A 19,501-nucleotide genomic window follows, 5' to 3' on the forward strand; every position below is an offset into this window, starting at 1 on the left:
AAAAACGGTAAAAAGTGTGACCCGTATAAACATTCAGTGCTGGCGTAAATCACTCAGGAATCGCTGAGCACGCGCATGACTGGGCTGCGTAAAGAAGCGCTCCGGCGGCGCTTTTTCGAGGATTTTGCCCTCGTCCATAAACCAGATAGTGTCGGCGACTTCACGGGCAAAGTTCATCTCGTGCGTCACGCACATCATGGTCATCCCTTCCTGCGCCAGCCCGCGCATGACACTCAGCACTTCCCCGACCATTTCAGGGTCAAGCGCACTCGTGGGTTCATCAAACAACATCACCGGCGGTTTCATGGCAAGCGCCCGGGCAATCGCCACTCGCTGTTGTTGTCCGCCAGAAAGTTGCAGCGGATAGGCCTCGGCCTTATGCGCCAGCCCAACGCGTTCGAGCAGCGCCATCGCCTCTTTGCGAGCCTGCGACTTGCGCACGCCGAGCACTTTTATCGGTGAAATCATCACGTTTTCCAGCACCGAGATATGCGGGAACAGATTGAAGTTCTGAAACACGAAACCGATGCGGGTACGCAGCTGATTCAGTCGCGTGCTGGTGCCGTTGATATCCAGGCCTTCAAACAGTATCTGTCCGTCCTGAATGGGTTCGAGACGATTTACGGTGCGGATCAGGGTCGATTTACCGGAACCTGAGGGCCCGCAGACGACAACCACTTCTCCACTGCGGATTTCGGCACTCAGGTCCGTCAGGGCCTGATAATCGCCGTACCATTTATTGACCTGGTTAAACATAATCAGCGGGGTCATGACGGCTCCTTATTGTGTAATTTCAGGGGTTAATGCAGGGGTTGGTATCGATGCCTGCGCCCCTTGATGACGAGTACGCTGGCGGGCAATCCGTTTTTCCAGCGTATTGGCAAGCCAGGTCAGACTGAAGCAGATCACGTAATAGCTCAGCGCGACGATGGCAAACACCTGAAACGGCTTGGTCAGCAGCTGATTGCTCACCTGATTGGCGGCAAAGGTCAGTTCCTGCACATTGATGACATAGCCGAGCGTACTGTCCTTGATGATGGAAACCAGCTGGCTGATGAGGCTGGGCAGCATGTTGTAAAGAGCCTGCGGCAGAATAATCAGCCGGAAGGTCTTGAAGTAGCTCATGCCAAGTGCCCGGGACGCCTCATACTGGCCGGAAGGCAGTGCCTGAATGCCGCCGCGCACGATCTCGGCAATATATGCGCTTTCATAGATAACCAGCGTACAGGCCATGGTGGCGAATCCGTTGATGTCGTGACCCAGCAGCATCGGAACGCAGAAGTAGGTCCAGAACACCACCATCATCAGCGGAATGCCACGGAATACATACACCCAGACCGCCGACACCACACGCAGCGTCCGGAACGGGGATATCCGCGCCATCGCCAGCGCAATCCCGAGCGGGAAGGCAAACAGCATGGCAACCACGGAGAGCAGCAACGTGTTGGCCAACCCGCCGAGTGCGCCATGCGGGTACTGGCCGACGAGAAACAGCATCCAGTATTGATGAATAATGTCGAAGAAATCAGACATGAGCGCTTACCTCGCCATCGCGCGTTGAAAACGTCTGGCGACCAACGCGCCACCGCCCATCAACAGCAAAGAGAAGAACAGATAGGCCACCGACGCCACCAGATAGATTTCAAAAGTTCTAAAGGTCTGGTTTTCAATTTCACGGGTGACGTAGGTCAATTCCGCCACGCCGATAACCATGGCCAGACTGGTGTTCTTGAACAGCAACACCGTGTGGTTGATAAGTGACGGCAAGGCATTACGCAGACCCTGCGGCAGAATGATGAGCCGCATCGACTTCACGTAACTCATGCCAAGCGCCCGCGAAGCTTCCGTCTGTCCCGCCGGAATGGCGCGCAAACCGCTGCGAATATCTTCCGAGAAATAGGCGGCCTGACACAAACTCAGGGCCACCAATGCGAAAATAAACTCCGCATTCTGGTCGTTTATCCAGTCTTGCAGGGCCTCGGGAAGCATTGTCGGGATGGCGAAATACCACATCATCAACTGCACCAACGTCGGGACATTGCGATGATAGGAGACATAGATACTGACAAGCGCGAAGGCAATGCGCCTGTCCGTCAGGCGGATGACAACCAGCAGCAATGCCAGAATCATGGCGAAAATCCATGCGCCCACCGCCAGTTTCAGGGTCAGCTCGATGCCATTTATCAGCAGGTCGCCATATTGACCCTGCATCACTGCACCGATATCAAAGCCGTTAGTTACCGCCATCGCGGTTCTCCTCTCAACCAGAAATCCGTTGTCATGCTTAACGCGGTTCGCCGGGGCGCATGGTGGAAAGTCCGCCCGGCACCTGTAGCGTGGGCGTTATCTCGATATTGCCGATATTGACCGCCACCGGCATGGCGAGTGCAAAGGCCACCGTGTCGGCGATATCTTTGGCGGTCGGCAGCTCGAAACCGTCGATAAACTGTTTTTTTGCACCCTCTTTGTCACCGGACACATTGCCGAAAATATCGGTCGCCACGCGCCCCGGACAGATTTCCGTGACCCGCACGCGTTTGCCATAGCAGTCGACACGCAACTGGCGCGACAGCGCATGAACACCGGCTTTGGTTGCGTGGTAAATCGAGTTGCCGCCAAAGTTGTAGATGGCCGCGATAGAAGTGATGTTGATGATGTGGCCGCGGTCACGCGCCATCATGCCCGGCACAGTCAGGCGGCACAGATGCAGCACGGCACGCAGGTTCACGTCGATTTGCAGGTCGATGTACTCTTCTTTGGCATTGGCAATCGAACCGGGATGAGAGATACCGGCATTGTTGACCAGCACATCGACTTCGATTTCGCTGCAAAGGCGAGTCAGTGCATCGATATCACTGACGTCTATCACGTGAGGAATACAGCCGGTACGCTCGGCCAGCGCCTTGAGTTCGCTTTCGCGACGCGCCACGGCATGAACGGTCAGCCCTTCGCGGCACAGACGTTCGACGATAGCTTCACCCATTCCGGCAGAAGCGCCGGTAACCAACGCGGTTTTATAATCTGAAAACGGCATAACGATTCCTCATCAATATTGCTGCAAGCTTGTCAACGCGGCTTGCGGTCGGTATAAATCGAATGTATCGGGTAATGTCAGTGACGGATAAGACAGAAAGGGTGTGTGGCAATAAGGCCCGCTTATGAAACACTCCCACCTTGAGTATATTGTTGTTAATCAATGCTTTTATTTAATGGCTGACGGGAAATCGGCCTGATTTCGCAGCCCGGCGTGTCTTCGATTTCCTGGCGAATCTCTCTTGCCAGCGCCACTGCGCCTTCCGTATCGCCGTGCAGCAGAATCGAAGAAATAGGCATCGGGATGCGCTCGCCCTCGATGCTGGTCAAGGTGCCTTCCTGCAACCATTGGCGAACACGGGCGCGAACCTGCTGCGGATCATGGATAACCGCGCCCGGTTTCAGGCGACTCACCAGCATGCCATCGGCGTGATAGGCGCGATCGGCCAGCAGCGTACAGGCAACGGTCATCCCCAGTTCACGGGCGCAACGCTCGACTGCATTGCCTGCGGTGGTACTGATAATCAACTCAGGATCAAAGGCCTGTACCGCGCGCAGCAGCGGCATGGCCATCGCCTCGTCTTCTGCCGCCATATTGCCGAGCGCCCCGTGAAAACTCATATGGGTCAGCGGATAATCGGCCAGACGGGCAAAGGCAGCGAGCGCACCCAGTTGATAAATCACATAATTTGCAAGCGTCGCCGTGTCTATCTGCATCCGGCGGCGGCCAAAACCCAATAAATCCGGAAAACCGACGTGCGCGCCGAGATCAATGCCCTTTTCTTTTGCGCGCGCTACGCTTTGCGCCATAATGCTGGCGTCACCCGCATGAAAACCGCAGGCAATATTGGCCGAACTGATGACGGACATCAGCGAGGCATCGTCGGCGATGCGGTAATCGCCAAAGCCTTCGCCGAGGTCGGCATTTAAATCAATAAAGCGCATGTTCCGCCTCCTCATGACGCACTGTTTGTGCCGCCGGTTGCAGGGTAAAAAGCACGCGACCGCGCCCAACCTGTTCGCCATTTGCCACGTTCAGCACGCGTATTTCGCCATCCTGCGGGCTGCGAATGGGCGTCATCAGGTCACCCGTTTGCAAAAAGCCGAGACAATCCCCAGCCTTGACCTGCGCACCTCGGGCCAGAGCAGACTTTTCCTGCATCGGGTGCGAGGCCCAGAACTGCCCCTTGACCGCAGCTTTAACGGTGAACGAGGTCTGACTGCGTGGCTGATTTTCGCTGCCGGAAAAGTCTTTGCCCTCACAGCGAAGGCGCAGTGAAAAGTCCTTGCCGTTAATCTCTATCTTGCCCAGTCCAGAATTCTGCATTTGGCGCGCAATCTGGCGTATATCGTTAATGGCTATCATCTTTTTTCACCCTGATCAAGCCTGACGAAGCTGTTTAATCTGTTTATCGACCTGTTGCAGATAGGCCTGCTGCGCATGCCAGGCTTCACGCGCCTGTTCGAAGTTGCACTCGATAAAACGAATGCGTCGTCCGGGCGGGATCTGCCCCAGCAACCACAGGTCGGCCTCAATCACGGTCGCGAACTTCGGATACCCGCCGCTGGGCTGCGCATCACTCATCTGGATAATCGGCTGGCCGTTGTGCGGCACCTGAATCACGCCGGGCACAATGCCGTGCGAGCGCATCTCCATCGTTTGCCGCGCGACCAGCGGTTCTCCTTCGAGGCGATAGCCGTAACGGTTGCTCTGTGGTGTTATCTTCCAGTCCTGCTGCCAGAATCGCGCGCGCGAGTCGGCGGTATAAGCCAGATGTTCACCGGCGGGCAGCACGCGCACCGGCTGCACCTGTGAAGACAGGTCGGCAAAACGCAGCCACGGCGAGGCAATCCCGACGTCGGTTTTCATTGCCCGCGCCGGTTCGGCGGCCCGCAGCCTATCGCCCTTCTGCAATCCACGGCCTTCAAAACCGCCAAATGCGCCGCGAAGCTGGGTACTGCGGGAGCCGAGCACCTCGGGGACATCGACACCGCCCGGCAAGTGCAGATAGGCGCGTGCCGAATAGCGCGATGCGTTTACCGTCAGTGTCTGTCCGGCTCTGGCCTGCGCCACCCACCACGGCGGCAGCACCTCGTCATCGAGCAGAATATCGCCGTCATTGCCGCTCACGGCAAAGGCGCAGTCTTCAAGAAAACGCACGCGAAAAGGAAACAGCGGAATCTCTACCGCCGCTGCCCCCGGCGCGTTGCCCAGCAGCAGATTTCCGAGTTGCAGCGCCAGCGGATCCATCGCCCCTGCGCGACCCACGCCATAGTTGAGACAACCGCTGCGGCCAAGATCCTGCACGCTGGTCAGCGCCGTCGTTTTTTCAATTTCAATCATGACAGCACCTTCTCTACGCGAAATTGCAGACTGTCGCCGGGGCGCAGCATGACCGGTGGCGACGCCTTGGCATCGAAAAACACATATTCCGTGTGGCCGATGGTGTTCCAGCCGCTTGGCCCCGCCGATGCCGAGACGCCGGTTTGCACGCCGCCGATAGAAACAGCACCGCCCGGAATGCTCATGACCGGCGTTTGACGGCGCGGCGTGGCAATCGAGGGGTCCATTCCCCCCAGATAGCAGTACCCCGGATGGCTGCCGAGCGCATAAATCGGGTACAGCGGTTCGGCGTGACGGCGCACTATCTCGGCGACACTCAAGCCGGTATGGTCGGCAACATCCGTCATATGTGGTCCATATTCACCGCCGTAATAAACCGGCAGTTCAATGACTCGGCCCTGCAATGTTTGCGCCTCGCCGCGTTGCCATTCACGGCGCAGCGCCTCGTACAATGCCTCCAACTCCTGCGGCGGCTGATGAAACGTCAGCATCAGGTTATTCATGCCGGGCACCGCTTCGGCCACCAGCGGCCAGTTAACGACCTGAGCCGACAGCGCCCAGATGCGCTGCTGGTTGGCAAGCCCCAGCTCGCCGGGTGCCTCGAACAGCATGGCGCGACTGCCAAGCTGACTGATTACGGGGTGCGTCAAACTCTCGATAGACATCATGATTCACCTCGCTCAGGACAGTGAGGCGAGCCCCTGCTTGAGGCGCACAAGACCTTCTGCGATAACCTCCTTGCTGGCGGCATAGGAAAGTCGAATATGCGATTCGCCCGCAGCGCCAAACTCGGAGCCAGGACGCACGGCAATGCCGAAACTGCGCAGGATGCCGACCATTTCCACTGACGAAACCTGGGCGCGGTAGGACGGGAAGCAGTAAAACGCGCCTTCCGGTTCATTAAGGGTTAAGCCGGGAATATCGTTGAGACCGGCAATCATCAGCGCGCGGCGCTCGGCATAGACGGCATGCATCGCGAGCACGTCCGATTCGCACTCCTCGAGAGCGGTCAGCGCGGCATATTGCACGGCAGTATTGACGGAGCTGTTCACCGAGTTGTGGACGCGGGCAGCGGCGGCAATCATCTTCGCCGGACCCGCGAGATAGCCAATGCGCCAGCCGGTCATGGCGTAGCTTTTCGAGAAGGTTTGACAATAGAGGGTGCGACCGCGCAGCGCAGGGATTTCCAGCGCCGAGGTGAACGGTTTGTCGGTAAAGACCAGGTCACTGTAGGCCTCATCGGCAATCACCAGCGTATTGCTCTCTTTGACAATATCGCCCAGCGCCTGCATCTCTTCGCGGCTGTGCACAATGCCGGTCGGGTTGCTTGGGTTGCAGAACCACGAACAGTCGTGCGCCCTGCATGGCCTCTGCCAGCGCCGCCATATCCCAGTGCAGATCGTCCCGGCTTGGCACCGGCACGCAGATCCCGCCCGCCATATTGACCAAATCCGCGTACAGCGAATAGGTAGGATCGGGGATCACCACGCGGTCGCCCGGATTGACGATAGAAAGGATGGCTGCCGAGAGTCCGCCGGTGCCGCCGTGCGTCACCAGAATCTCGTTGGCGCTCACGTCCACGCCAGACTGTGCAGACACACGTTTTGCCAGCGCTTCACACAGGGGTTTTTCCCCACGTTGTGGAGAGTAGTGAGTGAGTCCCTGTGTCAGGGCATCGGCGGCGGCCTGAATAATGCGCGGCGGCGTGGCGAAATCAGGCTCGCCCACGGCAAGCGAGATCATTTCGGCGGTCGTCGCGGGCTGCTGAACCCGCAGAGATGTTCGCTCGATGCGAAGCACGGCTTCTGCTGCGGTGAAATCGGTCGTTTCGTTCTGCTGTGAATGCATTTAACTCACCCTCAAGTGTATTCGGCTGATAATACGGCCACTGTAGCCTGCCGTTTTATCAGCCCAAAAGAGGGTTTCCGTGTGTGGTAATAAGCATCTCTTATTCGTGATTCCGCACTCAGTGCACCAGCATCAACGGGCGATTATCCTGCGTGCGTTTAACCATCAGCGACAGCAGAATATCTTTCACCGCCTGCGCCGGGGGCGACAGGGAAAGATGATCGGACATACAGAAAGACAGCGGGGCCTGAATGCCGGGCGATGTCACGCGCGACAGCCAGACGCCGGTCTGCGCCGCCATCGCGCGGGCGGCGGATTCGGGCAGAATGGTCACCCCTAGCCCGTTGAGCACGGCGGCATTCAGGGTCGACGGCGATTCGATTTCGGCGATGATGTTGGCCTTGAGTTTCTCGCGCGACAGGGTTTCATCCACCAGTCGGCGAACCACGTTATAAGGACGCGGCATGAAGAGGTCGCGCTTAACGACCTCGGCAAGTTCAATGCCGGGTCCCGGATTCGGCACCTGCGCCGAGCCGACAAGAAACAGTTCTTCTTTCATCAACGGAACAAATGACAGGCCATGCACGGGACGATCGCCGTAAATCACCGCCATATCCATGCGCCCGTTCATGATTTGTTCGCTCATCGGCGAACCAAAGTTTTCGTTGAGATAGAGTACAATGGCCGGATGCTGGGCTTTCACGGCCTGTATCAGCGGCATCGCCAGCATGGAGGCGGCGGTGGAAGGCGCGAGTCCGACAGACACGTGCCCGCTCAGCGCGCTGCCCGCGTTGTCGACCGCACTCTGCGCCTGCTCGCACTGACGCAGAATGGTTTGCGCGTGGGTGTAAAGAATTTTACCGGCTTCGGTGGGCGTGACGCCGCGCTTGGTACGAATAAGCAGTTGCTGATCCAGTTCACTTTCAAGCGCCGCCAACTGCTGACTCAACGCCGGTTGCGCGATGTGCAGCACTTCCGCCGCCTGCGTCAGGCTGCCGATTTCCACGATTTTTACGTAATATTTCAAACGTCTTAAATTCATTGTCGCCCCGCTTGCATTTGCACAATTCTCAGGATGAGTTAAAGCAATAAACGGGCCAGCAATGACTTATTCACTGGCGTGTGCAGATTTAACATGCAATTAGGTGATAAATCAGGCGGCGGACATAAGTTTTACCAATGACAATTTGATAAGAAGCTCTAAATCAGGCGTTAATAAGGTGCCTTGCGCCCGAGCGCGCACTTTTTTGGTGCAACGCCATGAAAGCCACGGATAAATTATTGGCAAAAATCAGGTTAATGGCCTCTTCGCGTGATGTGGGATTGTCATTCAACTTCGCGAAAGGGGCCTTTTTGAACTAATTTTAAACATTACACCCGCAGGAAATGGAGAACGCTATGTCCCGCCGTATCAAAAAACAGTACAAAGCCTATCGCGATGATATTCGTGATTTACAGACGCGCAGGCCGGTTCCGGGTCCGGAGATTGACCATCTCGACCCGTTTCTGTTTCTGAATCATCACGGCCCGCAGGTCTACGCTCCAGACAATCTCGGCCTGCCTTTCGGCCCCCATCCGCATCGCGGCTTTGAAACCGTGACCTTTATTCTTCGCGGCGAACTCTCGCATGCCGACACCGGCGGCCATGAAAGCATCATTGGCGCAGGCGGCGTGCAATGGATGACGGCCGGTTCAGGACTGGTTCACTCGGAACTTTCACCGGAATCCTTCAAGAAAAAGGGCGGCGAGCTCGAGATCCTCCAGTTATGGGTCAACCTGCCCGCCAATCTGAAAATGAGTGCGCCGAGTTACGTAGGGCTGCAGGCTGGCGATATTCCGCAGATTCCGTTAAATCAGGGTGAAGGTTCCGTCAGCCTGATTTCAGGAGAGCTTTCAGGTATCAAAGGCCCTGTCGAAACGTTGACCGGCGTGACGATGATGACGGTTCAACTGGCCGCAGGAAGCGAGATAACCCTGCCTGCTCCAGCCACGCGCGAAGTGTTCCTGTATACCGTAAAAGGACGCGTCGAGATTGCCGGGCAGGAAGCGCAGGCGTGGCATCTGATTGAACTGGATGACAGCGAAGACAGCGTGACGGTCAAGGCGCTGGAGGATGCCGTGCTGCTGTTTGGCCACGCCGATAAAATCCGGGAGCCTATCGTCTCACACGGACCTTTTGTCATGAATTCTGTCGAGGAGATTGATCAGGCAATTCTGGATTATCAGGCCGGCAAGTTTGACGCACTGATCGACAGTTAAACGCCCTGCAATCCCCATATAAAAACGCCGCCTCTGTGTTCAGGGCGGCGTTTTTTATAACATTTATTCTCAGTGGTAACCGGCATCCACTTTTATTTTCCCTCTGAACACGTAATAGCTCCACGCGGTGTAGGCCAGAATCACCGGAATGATAAACAGACTGCCGACCAGCATAAAGGCCTGACTCTGTGGCGGCGATGCGGCCTGCCAGATAGAAATCGACGGCGGAATGATATTCGGCCAGATACTGATGCCCAATCCCGAGAATCCGAGAAACACCAGACCAAGAGTCAGCAGGAATGGCGTGTAATGCGCCTGACGTTTTACCCCGCGCATAATTCCCCACGAACAGAGCAGAACCAGAATGGGCACCGGCATGAACAGGAAGATATTGGGCCGCGTAAACCAGCGGTCGGCGATATCGGCATGACTCAGCGGCGTCCAGATGCTGATAATCCCGACCACCACCAATAACGACAGCACCAGCGGCGTGGCGAGCGCCGACATTTTGGCGTGCAGCTCATTTTCGGTTTTCATGATAAGCCAGGTACAGCCCAGCAATGCGTAGGCAATCACCAGGCCGAGTCCGCAAAATAACGGGAACGGCGCCAACCAGCTCAATGCCGAGCCGGTATATTCACGACCGGTGACTTCAAAGCCATTCAACACGGTGCCGACCGCAATGCCCTGACTGAAGGTCGCCAGAATCGAACCGGCCACAAAGGATTTATCCCAGAACCGGACGGTGAACCTCCACGGCCTTGAAACGAAATTCGAAGGCGACGCCGCGAAATATCAGGCCGATTAGCATCGCCGTCAAGGGAATGGTCAGCGCATCGGCAATCACGGAATACGCCAGCGGAAACGCGCCATACAGACCGGCTCCGCCCAGCACCAGCCAGGTTTCATTGCCGTCCCACACGGGCGCTACCGTATTGACCATCATGTCGCGTTCGTCGGGATCCTGATTAAACGGAAACAGGATGCCGATACCCAGGTCGAAGCCGTCCATCACGATATACATCAGGGTCGAGAACACGATGATGCCGAACCAGATTATGGAGTAATCAAACATGTTTATTCCCCTCATTTTGCGGGTTGGGATTGTCTGTTGCCGCAGAAAGTGGACGAGCCGGGGTTTTACGGGTACCCGGACCGCCATGCTCGACGATTTTCCCTTCGCCCGTTTCGGGACCCTGCTTAATCAGGCGCATCATATAGTGATACCCCACACCGAAGACGGACGAATACACCACAATAAAGACGATCAGGCTGATGCTCATTTGCAGCGTGCCATGCGCGGAGACGGCATCGCGCGTGCGCTGGAGTCCGTACACTACCCACGGCTGGCGGCCTATTTCGGTGGTGAACCAACCGGCCAGAATGGCAATGATGCCAGACGGTCCCATAAACAGCGCAAACCACAGGAAGGGGCGTGACTGGTATAAACGTTTTTTATAGCGCAGCCACAGGCTGACTACGCCAAGCGTAATCATCAGCAAGCCTAGTGCGACCATCACGCGAAATGACCAGAAGATGATGGTCGAATTGGGCCGGTCATCTTTCGGGAAGCTTTTCAGCGCCGGAATTTGCCGGTCTAGGCTGTGGGTTAATATCAGACTGCCCAGATAAGGCACTTCAATAGCATATTTGGTGCGCTCTTCTTCCATGTCGGGAATACCAAACAGAATCAGCGGTGAGGCTTCGCCGGGTTTATTTTCCCAGTGCCCTTCAATGGCGGCAATTTTGGCGGGCTGATGTTCGAGGGTATTTAATCCGTGCGCATCGCCGATAAGCGCCTGTACGGGCGCGACAATCAGCGCCATCCACAACGCCATGGAAAACATTTTGCGAATGGCCGGATTATCATGGCCCCGCAATAAATGCCAGGCGCCCGACGCGCCGACGAAAAAGGCGCTGGCAAGGAATGCCGCCGTCGACATATGCAGTAAACGGAACGGGAAGGAAGGATTGAAAACGATTTTGAACCAGTCATCCGGAATAATGATGCCGTTCTGGATAATAAAGCCTTGCGGGGTATGCATCCAGCTATTGGACGCCAGAATCCAGAAGGTCGAAATCAGTGTGCCCAGTGCCACCATGCAGGTGGCGAAGAAATGCAGGCCTCTGCCCACGCGGTTCCAGCCAAAGAGCATGACACCAAGAAAGCCCGCCTCGAGGAAAAACGCCGTCAACACTTCATAGGTTAACAGCGGCCCCGTGATACTCCCGGCAAATTGCGAGAATCCGCTCCAGTTGGTCCCGAATTGATAGGCCATGACCAACCCGGACACGACCCCCATACCAAAGTTGACGGCAAATATTTTTGACCAGAAATGATAGAGGTCACGATAGGCATCTTTATGCGTTTTAAGCCACATTCCTTCCAGCACGGCAAGGAAACTGGCAAGGCCGATAGTAATTGCGGGAAAAATAATATGGAAGGACACAGTAAAGGCGAACTGAATCCGGGCGAGGTGAAAGGCATCTAATTCAAACATTGCTTAGTTCCTTAATTAACTCTCTATTTTTGCACCCTCTCGTCGTTTTGTAGAAACCCCATCCGGCGAGAAAATAAGGCGATCGTAAATCTATAACAAAAATATAAAATGCACAGTTTGGTAAAAAACTGACATAACAGTTAAAAGCGGAAATTATTGGTCATATTCTGAAATGCCATGACTCTTCGAAGTATGGCTTTAGCCATTAAGTTTGCAAGGGTGTTTTTGGAGACAAAACAGGCAATGAGAGTTGGATCGGCTTCGGCGGGTTATTTGGCTTAAAGAAAGGATGATGTGTAGAGGATGGCGAAGGGATTATCTCAACATGCCCCTCGAGAGGGGCTTTAAACGTAACAAGGAGCCTTGAATAACCGGCTGCCTATTCAAACTTGTCCTTGAATTTTTCAAGTGCCGTCGTGGCGCACTTCTCGTCTTTGTCACCGCCCGGCGCACCAGACACCCCTAACCCGCCCAATACGGTGCCATCGGCCTTGCGAATCTTTGCGCCGCCTGCGATAAAGATAATTTCCGGTTCCGTCGCCAGCACCGCGCCCTCCTGAGGGCCTGCCAGTTTGGCATCAACCAGTTCGCTGGTGGTGTTCTTGTGGAAAGTCCGGCCATAGGAGAAGGCGGTATAGGCCTTGCGATAGGAAACCGACAGCGTTTGCAGCGGCGCATTGTTGCTGCGGATCACCGCCTGCTGCTGGCCCGAGGGTTCTACCACGGTAGCTGTGACTTCATACCCTTCATCCAGACAGTTTTGCACCGCCTGACTCGCCAGTTGCTCCGCCGTTTTCCAGTCGAGTTTCTGCGTCGAGACCAGTTGAGTCGCCGACAGCGCCGAAAAGGATGCCGACAACGCCGTGATGGAAAATAAAATGTTGATTAACCCTTTTTGCATAATTCCTCCTGAAAGAATTGAGACAACGGCCTCACAGGCCCTCACCGAGGTAAACTGAAAATAGCTGAATCGTTTAAGCCTCTATCCTAACTATAGGTTTGTTATGGAATTGTTGCCAAAAAGAAAAAGGGGTTTTATGAAAATTAATGGAAAGAATGCCGCTGGACCATTTCTGCCGCGAACGATAAATGTGATGTATTCGTCCGCGTTACTGGTGTATTAGCGGCAAATAACAGCTATAAGTTATTGTTGTTTTTAAGTCGTCGTCCTATATCCATTGACCTTATGTTAGACATCTTTTATTGTGCCGACAGCAACGCTGTCTAGACAGGCCGACAGAGTGAGTTCGTCAGACTTTGCGCGTCGCCTTCCAGAACTGTTATGGAAATGGGCATCGCCACCGGACTGATTCGCTAGAAAGCTTATCCCTGCCTACCCTGCTGATTTGTGTAAAAGTTTACTCTCACAGACAGCGACTCTGACCATTTTGATTCAGAGGGCAAACAAACTGGAACACAACATGTTGTCAACAATCATCTACCGCAGCCATCTATCTGATGACGTTCAGCCGGATATCCTTCCAGGTTTGGTCGCCAAAGCGACTAAACTCAATGCCCTGTATGGCGTGACCGGAATTCTGCTTTTCGACGGCAGTCATTTTTTCCAGCTTCTGGAAGGTCCCGAAGAAGGTGTGAACACCATCTATAACCGGATCTGTCAGGATGATCGTCATAACAATCTGGTCGAGTTGATGCGCGATTACGCCCCTGCGCGCCGTTTCGGCAATGTCGGAATGGAACTCTTCGATTTGCAGCAGTACGATGAAGATTCCGTTCTCGAGGCCGTGCTCGATAAAGGCACCTCAAAATACAAACTAACCTATGAAGACCGTGCCTTGCAGTTTTTGTGCACCTTTGTCGAGGCCAGAGAAAAAGAAAACTACCTCGAAATTCCGTCTGCCGATGCCTGGACCTTTATTGCCAGTGACGCAGAGGCCGCGATGCTCGAGTCTGCAGAAACCGGATCGCTTGACTACAGTTACGCCTTCCAGCCCATTGTCGACCCTTTGACTCGCCAGGTTGTCTCGCTGGAAGCCGAATTGCGCAGCGCCGACGGCAGCCCTGCCCTGAAGTATTTCTCGCAGATTTCGGGTGAGACCGTGTACGAAGCCGAACTGAGGTCAACCCAGTTGGCGTTCGCGATGGCGAAAAAGTTGGGTATCGGCAGCAAAATGTTGTCGATAAAGCTGCTGCCGATGTCATTGGTGATGGTGCCGAATGCCGTCGATTATCTGTTGCAGGAAATCCATGCCAACGGTCTGGTACCCGAGCAGATTATCATCGCCGTGACCGAAAATGGCGTCATTACCCGTGAAGAAGAGTTTGCTGCCACTATCAAGCAGCTCAAGGCCTCGGGTATTCGTCTGGCCATCAACGATTTTGGTGCCGGTTCGGCGGGTTTACTGCTTTTGACGCGTGTACAGCCCGAGCAGATAGTCATCGATCGCAATATCATCAGCGACGTGCACAAAAATGGCCCGAAACAGGCTATCGTGCAGGCCATCATCAAGTTTTGCTCATCTCTCGAGATTTCGGTCATTGCCTCCGGCATCGAAAAAGCCGAAGAGTGGATGTGGCTCGAAGCCGCCGGTATCCTCAATTTCCAGGGCGCACTGTTCTCGGAACCGCGACTCGGCGGAATACCGGTCGTTGCCTGGCCAGAAATGGACTAACCTCCAAACAACCACCGGGAAGCCGGTGGTTTTTCTTTTCTGAATACCTCACCTCTACCCCCGGTTATCCCTATGACCTATCTCTATCTTTTTATTGCCATTATTTCTGAAGTGATTGCCACCAGCTCGTTGAAGGCTTCGGCTGGGTTTACCCGTTTTTATCCCTCCGTGGCGGTCGTGGTGGGTTATATCGTGTCATTTATTTTGCTGTCGCTGGTGCTGAAATCCATGCCGGTCGGGATTGCGTATGCGATTTGGGCGGGAATGGGCATTGTGCTGGTGGCCTGTGCCGGTTTCATCTTCTTTGGGCAAAAGCTGGATGCCTACGCCATCGGCGGCATGGCGCTGATTATTGCCGGCGTGCTGGTTATTAATCTGCTGTCTAAAACCGCCGGTCATTAGCGCGAAAGCTGTCGCCTGCGCGCCAATAAGGGTTAGAGGTCGGCCAAGGCCTGGCGCAGGTTTACGTCTGTCGATGAGGGGTCTTCAAGCTCAAGCTGGGCCTCGAGCTCTTCCAGATGTTCAATCATCGCCGCCACTGCCTGTTCGTTATCTCCGGCTTCAAGCGCAGTGATGATGGCCTGATGTTCGTCGGACTGACAGGAAGGTACATCGTTTCGCTGATACAGCGCAACGATAAGTGAGCTGCGAACCATCAGATTAGCCAATACTTCGCTCAACACCTCGTTACCGCAGATCTCGCCCAGCATAAGATGAAACTCGCTGAGCTCGCGCACGATGGCGCGGCGATCGGTGGCGTCGGTGGCCTCACGTTCATTGCGTAAATGCGTAGCAATGCGGTGACGATGACGGCGCATCATCTCGGGCGTAATGGTTTCGACAATGGCTCTTTCGATGGCACGACGTGCGATAAACACCTCGCGGGCTTCTTTCGCCGTAGGCTGAGACACCATCGCTCCGCGATTGGGTTCAATATTGACAATGCGTTGCATCGCCAGTCGTTGCAGCGCAACCTGCACATGGTTGCGATTGGCATTCAGCGCCTCGACGATTTGCGCCTCAATCAGTCGAGCGCCGGGGCGCAGCCGATGTTGAGCAATGGCTTTGGAAAGGACATCGACGATACGCTTGACTTCAAGTTGCTTGGCCGTAGACGTAATGTTGCTCATTGCTTCCCCTGATTGTGAAACATCCTGCTATCACTGATTCTATGTTCAGCGTAGTCTTTCATGCAAGGGTCGGAAAAACTTTATACCCTTTTACCACTTACCGCAGCACGCTTTGATCAGTTTTCATTTCGGCAGGTAAGTACTATGCCCCTCCAAATTGTTTTCGGTTTATTATCATGAGAAATCCAATAATAAAGCAGGTTATCTTTTTTCTGCTCTTTGCGTTTTGTGCGGCTTTTACGACTGGGGTGCTTTTTTCGATGTTGTCATTCTCAAAGATCAGGTGAAGGAAATTTCGGCTACGGAAATTATTCAGGAGTCATTCCTGTTTATTACCGCGGCGGTATTTTTCATGCAGTCTCGCCGGCATAAAGCTTTACGCGGGGGGTACATTCTTGCCTCTGCCTTTTTTGGTTGCATGTTGATTCGCGAGTTGGATGGGTTATTTGACCTGATTCATTTTGGGGCCTGGATCTATTTCGCCAGTCTGCTTGCGGTCTATGCCGTTTGCTGGGCGGCCACCATGCCTAAAACGACGTTTAACGGTCTGTATGCCATCGTGGAGGAAGAAGCCTTCCCCATTCTGCTGTTTGGATTGGTCGTGATTCTGGTGTTCTCGCGCCTGATGGGTTTACATCAGATTTGGCAGGCCGCCGTAGCGGGCGACAATGTGCGCCTGGTCAAGAATCTGGTCGAGGAAGGCATTGAATTGTTTGGCTATTCATTGTGCCTGACTGCCGCATTGCGTATGCGCTATTCTTCAATCCAAAAGATATAAAACAACCTCGGCAGGGTTCGTTGCCCTGCCGAGGTTTTACCCTGCTTTATTCCTCTATCACGCAGCCGTCTTAACCGCCTCCGCAGGCTTGGCAGGCATCACCCAGGGTGAGTTGATGGGAAAATCCGGTCGGCCTTCATCAAGCGGTAAGCCCCATTTTTTCAGCAACTGCTCGTAAATACCCTGCTTGTTCAACTTGAGCAAAGCTTGCTGCATGGCCGAGGCCAGTTTCTTGCCGTCTTCACTGGTCCCAAACCCGATACCGTAAGACGCGTTGACATAGAAAAAGACGGTCTGATACAGGTCGGGGAATTTCTTGGCGTTATAACTTCCCGCGGGTGAATCCACCCACACCGCATCGCTCGATTTATTGACTATCGACAGCATGACCGCATTGGTATCGGGATAGGTTGAGATGACCACCGGCTTTTTGCCGTCCTTGACGCATTTCTCGTTCAATACTTTGGCATCCTCGAAGGTATTGGTGCCGCGTGGTAGAGCCACATTCAATCCGCAAAGGGCGTCCAGCGAATTCATGACCATTTTGCGCTGCGGCGACGCGACAATGGTCTGGCCGATATTGAGGTAATCGACAAACGTCACCTGCTTGTGGCGGGAATCGAAATCACCAAGCGAAAGCAGCACGTCGAAGCGATTGGCGCTGAGTCCAGGAATCAGCGAGTCGAAAGAGGTCTGGGTAAAGTTGACCTTCAATCCCAGCACCTTGGCGGCAGCCGCAACGAGATCGGGCGTGAAACCGTCAATGTCGCCGTCTTCGTTGACGAATTTTATCGGCGGCACTTCAGGGTTTACCGCCACGGTCAGCGTAGACTTGTTTTTATAAGCCGCAGGCACCAGCGCCGAAAGCTGCGAGTCCGTCTGAATCGCCGCAAGGTCGGGCGCGCCCGCTGCCTGTGCCGACGCAATAAACAGAGGTGAGACGTTTAAAATACAGGCCGTCAGCAGGGCCAGGCAGGTTTTGGCGACGGGGAAATTTTTACGTGCTTTCATAAGTCACACCCTTAATGTTGGCGAGAATAGAGACAGCAAAAAAGTTCAGCATCAAATTATCGGCTGGGCATTTCGATGGAGGCGAATTCTCGTTGATGCCATAACAGGCAGCTTGCGAGGGGATCGTCATGCAGGATCGATTCGGTTATTTCACCGATAAAAATGGTGTGGGAATAACCGTCGATAGCTTCGGTAACCTTGCATTCGAGTGCCACCAGGCTGTCATGTAAAATAGGCGCACCGTTTATTCCAAACTGCCATTTAATGGTGGCGAATCGCTGGGCACCCTTGGCGGAATAAAAGCATTGTGCCACCGCTTTCTGATTGGCTGCCAATAAATTCACCGCAAAGACTTTACTGTTTATTATCATGTCATGCGCCGATGCACTTTTATTGATACAGACCAGAATGGAAGGCGGCTCGGCGGATAAACTGCATACCGAGGTAGCAATTAACCCGGCTGGGTCAGCGCCGTCACGCGTGGTAATAATATTAATGGCACTGGTAAAGCGTGACATGGCGTGGCGAAACAAATCGGCTTTATTCGAATCAGTCATGAGTAAACCCTGAGAAATAGAGCGTGAGTTACGTGGTAAATGTTTTTAATAATGCGAATTATTTGCCAAATACCAGAGGATCCAAACCTAAGTTCCCGCGCAGCGTCGAAGCTTCATACTCCTGACGGAATAACCCGCGCTTGCGTAATTCAGGCAATATATATTTGGCAAAATCATCAATTCCCTGTGGCAACGTTGCCGGACAGATATTAAAACCATCTGCCGCGCCACCTTTGAACCAGGCTTCCATTTCATCGACGACTTCTTCAGGCGAACCAATAAAATTCTTGTTGCTCCCGGCAGCCACACGGTTAAACATCTGGCGAATGGTCAGATTCTCTTTACGCGCGACTTTAAGCAGATTTTCGGCAATACTGCGGACCTTCTGATTACCGACGTCAGGAACGGGGCCGTCAATATCATGTCCCGACAGATCGCCGAGCACGTTGTACAAGAGCGCCAACCCGGTCAGCGGGTCGATCAGCGCCTCGAGTTCATTGAATTTATCCAGCGCTTCCTGGCGGTCTTTCCCGGTATAAATGGTGACGCCTGGCATAATCAGCAATTGATCGGCCGAACGGCCATATTTCGCGAGACGCCCTTTAATGTCGTCATAATAGGTTTTCGCCGATTCGAAATCCTGCGCGTTGCTGTAGACAATATCGGCGCTTCTTGCCGCCAGTTCTCGTCCCGCCTCGGCTGCACCCGCCTGCACGATAATTGGCCGTCCCTGTGGAGTGCGGGCCGAATTCAGCGGTCCGCGCACTCTAAAATGCTTTCCTTTATGATTGGCGACATGCAATTTCTCTTCGTCATAAAAAATGCCGCTCTGCTTGTCACGAATAAAGGCGTCTTCTTCCCAGCTGTCCCAGAGTTTTTTGACCACTTCGACAAACTCGTCGGCACGCTCGTACCGCTCTTCATAGCCCAGATGCTCATTGCGGTTGAAGTTCCAGGCTTCCTGTTCGGACCACGAGGTCACTACATTCCAACCCGCACGCCCGCCGCTGATATGGTCTATCGACGCATATTTCCGCGCAATGTGGAAAGGCTCGTTGTAGGTCGTAGAGGCGGTCGCCACCAGGCCGATGTGCGAGGTGCAGGCACCAATTGCCGCCAGCAGCGTCAAAGGTTCAAGCTCGGCATTTTTGGAATCGCGTGCCAGCGACCCTTTCGGCGTGTCGTTGCTGCGCACGCCAATGCCGTCGGCAAAGAAAATCATGTCGAACTTGGCTTCTTCCGCCGTCTGCGCGCTCTTAAGAAAATATTTAAAATCGAGGGTTCCGCTCACCGGAACATCCGGATGTCGCCATGCCGCAAGATGATAGCCAAAATAGCGCATGGACAAACCCAGTCTTAATTTTCTGCTTTCACCGTTCATGTGTGATCCTTTGTATGATTAACCAG

At 54.2% G+C, this 19,501-nt stretch carries 21 protein-coding genes and 1 pseudogene; 4 read left to right on the forward strand and 18 right to left on the reverse strand.

Annotated features, from left to right (window positions below; all coding sequences use genetic code 11):
• Positions 1–33 precede the first annotated feature (33 nt).
• The 11 genes from O1V66_RS07480 to nac all read right to left on the reverse strand — a co-directional run bounded on the left by O1V66_RS07480 (position 34) and on the right by nac (position 8,267).
• Positions 34–771, reverse strand: a complete 738-nt coding sequence (locus O1V66_RS07480) for an amino acid ABC transporter ATP-binding protein (RefSeq protein WP_045047784.1) — start codon at positions 769–771, stop codon at positions 34–36.
• A 9-nt stretch (positions 772–780) separates the two neighbouring features.
• The gene (locus O1V66_RS07485; RefSeq protein WP_045047783.1) at positions 781–1,533 is read right to left on the reverse strand and encodes an amino acid ABC transporter permease; all 753 of its coding nucleotides are present in this window, start codon (positions 1,531–1,533) and stop codon (positions 781–783) included.
• Positions 1,534–1,539: 6 nt separating this feature from the next.
• Entirely contained in the window at positions 1,540–2,211 is a 672-nt protein-coding gene (locus tag O1V66_RS07490; RefSeq protein WP_414058476.1) for an amino acid ABC transporter permease, read from the reverse strand.
• A 73-nt stretch (positions 2,212–2,284) separates the two neighbouring features.
• Positions 2,285–3,034 (reverse strand): SDR family oxidoreductase, encoded by a 750-nt coding sequence (locus O1V66_RS07495; RefSeq protein ID WP_045047781.1) that lies wholly within the window; start codon positions 3,032–3,034, stop codon positions 2,285–2,287.
• Between the two features lie 155 nt (positions 3,035–3,189).
• Positions 3,190–3,978, reverse strand: coding sequence for a LamB/YcsF family protein (locus O1V66_RS07500; RefSeq protein ID WP_045047780.1), 789 nt, complete (start codon positions 3,976–3,978; stop codon positions 3,190–3,192).
• Complete coding sequence (locus tag O1V66_RS07505; protein ID WP_045047779.1) at positions 3,965–4,399, reverse strand: acetyl-CoA carboxylase biotin carboxyl carrier protein; 435 nt, start codon at positions 4,397–4,399, stop codon at positions 3,965–3,967. The genes O1V66_RS07500 and O1V66_RS07505 overlap by 14 nt, the downstream gene beginning before the upstream one ends.
• Before the next feature lie 15 nt (positions 4,400–4,414).
• Positions 4,415–5,377, reverse strand: coding sequence for a 5-oxoprolinase subunit C family protein (locus O1V66_RS07510; protein WP_045047778.1), 963 nt, complete (start codon positions 5,375–5,377; stop codon positions 4,415–4,417).
• Complete coding sequence (pxpB, locus tag O1V66_RS07515; RefSeq protein ID WP_241481399.1) at positions 5,374–6,045, reverse strand: 5-oxoprolinase subunit PxpB; 672 nt, start codon at positions 6,043–6,045, stop codon at positions 5,374–5,376. Before pxpB ends, O1V66_RS07510 begins: the two co-directional genes overlap by 4 nt.
• Positions 6,046–6,057: 12 nt before the next feature.
• Positions 6,058–6,687 carry a pyridoxal phosphate-dependent aminotransferase gene (locus tag O1V66_RS07520; protein ID WP_269128239.1) on the reverse strand — a complete coding sequence of 210 codons (630 nt, stop codon included), beginning with the start codon at positions 6,685–6,687 and terminating at the stop codon, positions 6,058–6,060.
• Entirely contained in the window at positions 6,614–7,225 is a 612-nt protein-coding gene (locus tag O1V66_RS07525) for an aminotransferase class I/II-fold pyridoxal phosphate-dependent enzyme (RefSeq protein WP_269128240.1), read from the reverse strand. The genes O1V66_RS07520 and O1V66_RS07525 overlap by 74 nt, the downstream gene beginning before the upstream one ends.
• A 118-nt stretch (positions 7,226–7,343) precedes the next feature.
• On the reverse strand, positions 7,344–8,267 hold the full coding sequence (nac, locus tag O1V66_RS07530) for a nitrogen assimilation transcriptional regulator NAC (protein ID WP_045047775.1): 924 nt from the start codon (positions 8,265–8,267) through the stop codon (positions 7,344–7,346).
• A 356-nt stretch (positions 8,268–8,623) separates the two neighbouring features.
• On the opposite strand from nac, the gene O1V66_RS07535 reads away from it, so the two are divergent.
• Positions 8,624–9,484 (forward strand): pirin family protein, encoded by an 861-nt coding sequence (locus O1V66_RS07535; protein WP_045047774.1) that lies wholly within the window; start codon positions 8,624–8,626, stop codon positions 9,482–9,484.
• Between the two features lie 69 nt (positions 9,485–9,553).
• Here the strand turns inward: O1V66_RS07535 and cydB are convergent.
• The 3 genes and pseudogenes from cydB to O1V66_RS07550 form a co-directional block, all read right to left on the reverse strand.
• Positions 9,554–10,559 (reverse strand): annotated as a pseudogene (gene cydB / locus O1V66_RS07540) (cytochrome d ubiquinol oxidase subunit II).
• Complete coding sequence (locus O1V66_RS07545) at positions 10,552–11,985, reverse strand: cytochrome ubiquinol oxidase subunit I (RefSeq protein WP_045047772.1); 1,434 nt, start codon at positions 11,983–11,985, stop codon at positions 10,552–10,554. Before O1V66_RS07545 ends, cydB begins: the two are co-directional and overlap by 8 nt.
• A 379-nt stretch (positions 11,986–12,364) precedes the next feature.
• Entirely contained in the window at positions 12,365–12,886 is a 522-nt protein-coding gene (locus O1V66_RS07550; protein WP_045047771.1) for a GlcG/HbpS family heme-binding protein, read from the reverse strand.
• Between the two features lie 520 nt (positions 12,887–13,406).
• On the opposite strand from O1V66_RS07550, the gene O1V66_RS07555 reads away from it, so the two are divergent.
• Both O1V66_RS07555 and O1V66_RS07560 read left to right on the forward strand, forming a co-directional pair.
• Entirely contained in the window at positions 13,407–14,618 is a 1,212-nt protein-coding gene (locus O1V66_RS07555) for a diguanylate phosphodiesterase (RefSeq protein WP_045047770.1), read from the forward strand.
• A 72-nt stretch (positions 14,619–14,690) separates the two neighbouring features.
• On the forward strand, positions 14,691–15,020 hold the full coding sequence (locus O1V66_RS07560) for a DMT family transporter (protein WP_045047769.1): 330 nt from the start codon (positions 14,691–14,693) through the stop codon (positions 15,018–15,020).
• 32 nt (positions 15,021–15,052) lie between these two features.
• Here O1V66_RS07560 and O1V66_RS07565 read toward each other — a convergent pair whose 3' ends face one another.
• Complete coding sequence (locus O1V66_RS07565) at positions 15,053–15,748, reverse strand: GntR family transcriptional regulator (protein WP_045047768.1); 696 nt, start codon at positions 15,746–15,748, stop codon at positions 15,053–15,055.
• 157 nt (positions 15,749–15,905) lie between these two features.
• On the opposite strand from O1V66_RS07565, the gene O1V66_RS07570 reads away from it, so the two are divergent.
• Positions 15,906–16,526, forward strand: coding sequence for a hypothetical protein (locus O1V66_RS07570; protein ID WP_269128241.1), 621 nt, complete (start codon positions 15,906–15,908; stop codon positions 16,524–16,526).
• A gap of 57 nt (positions 16,527–16,583) precedes the next feature.
• On the opposite strand, the gene O1V66_RS07575 is transcribed toward O1V66_RS07570, so the two are convergent.
• The 3 genes from O1V66_RS07575 to O1V66_RS07585 are packed head-to-tail and all read right to left on the reverse strand — an operon-like array spanning position 16,584 to position 19,475.
• Positions 16,584–17,537 (reverse strand): ABC transporter substrate-binding protein, encoded by a 954-nt coding sequence (locus tag O1V66_RS07575; protein WP_045047766.1) that lies wholly within the window; start codon positions 17,535–17,537, stop codon positions 16,584–16,586.
• Between the two features lie 56 nt (positions 17,538–17,593).
• Positions 17,594–18,094 (reverse strand): flavin reductase family protein, encoded by a 501-nt coding sequence (locus O1V66_RS07580; protein ID WP_045047765.1) that lies wholly within the window; start codon positions 18,092–18,094, stop codon positions 17,594–17,596.
• A gap of 58 nt (positions 18,095–18,152) precedes the next feature.
• Entirely contained in the window at positions 18,153–19,475 is a 1,323-nt protein-coding gene (locus O1V66_RS07585; RefSeq protein ID WP_045047764.1) for an LLM class flavin-dependent oxidoreductase, read from the reverse strand.
• Positions 19,476–19,501 lie beyond the last annotated feature (26 nt).

Source organism: Rouxiella chamberiensis, assembly GCF_026967475.1.
GTDB classification, from domain to species: domain Bacteria; phylum Pseudomonadota; class Gammaproteobacteria; order Enterobacterales; family Enterobacteriaceae; genus Rouxiella; species Rouxiella chamberiensis.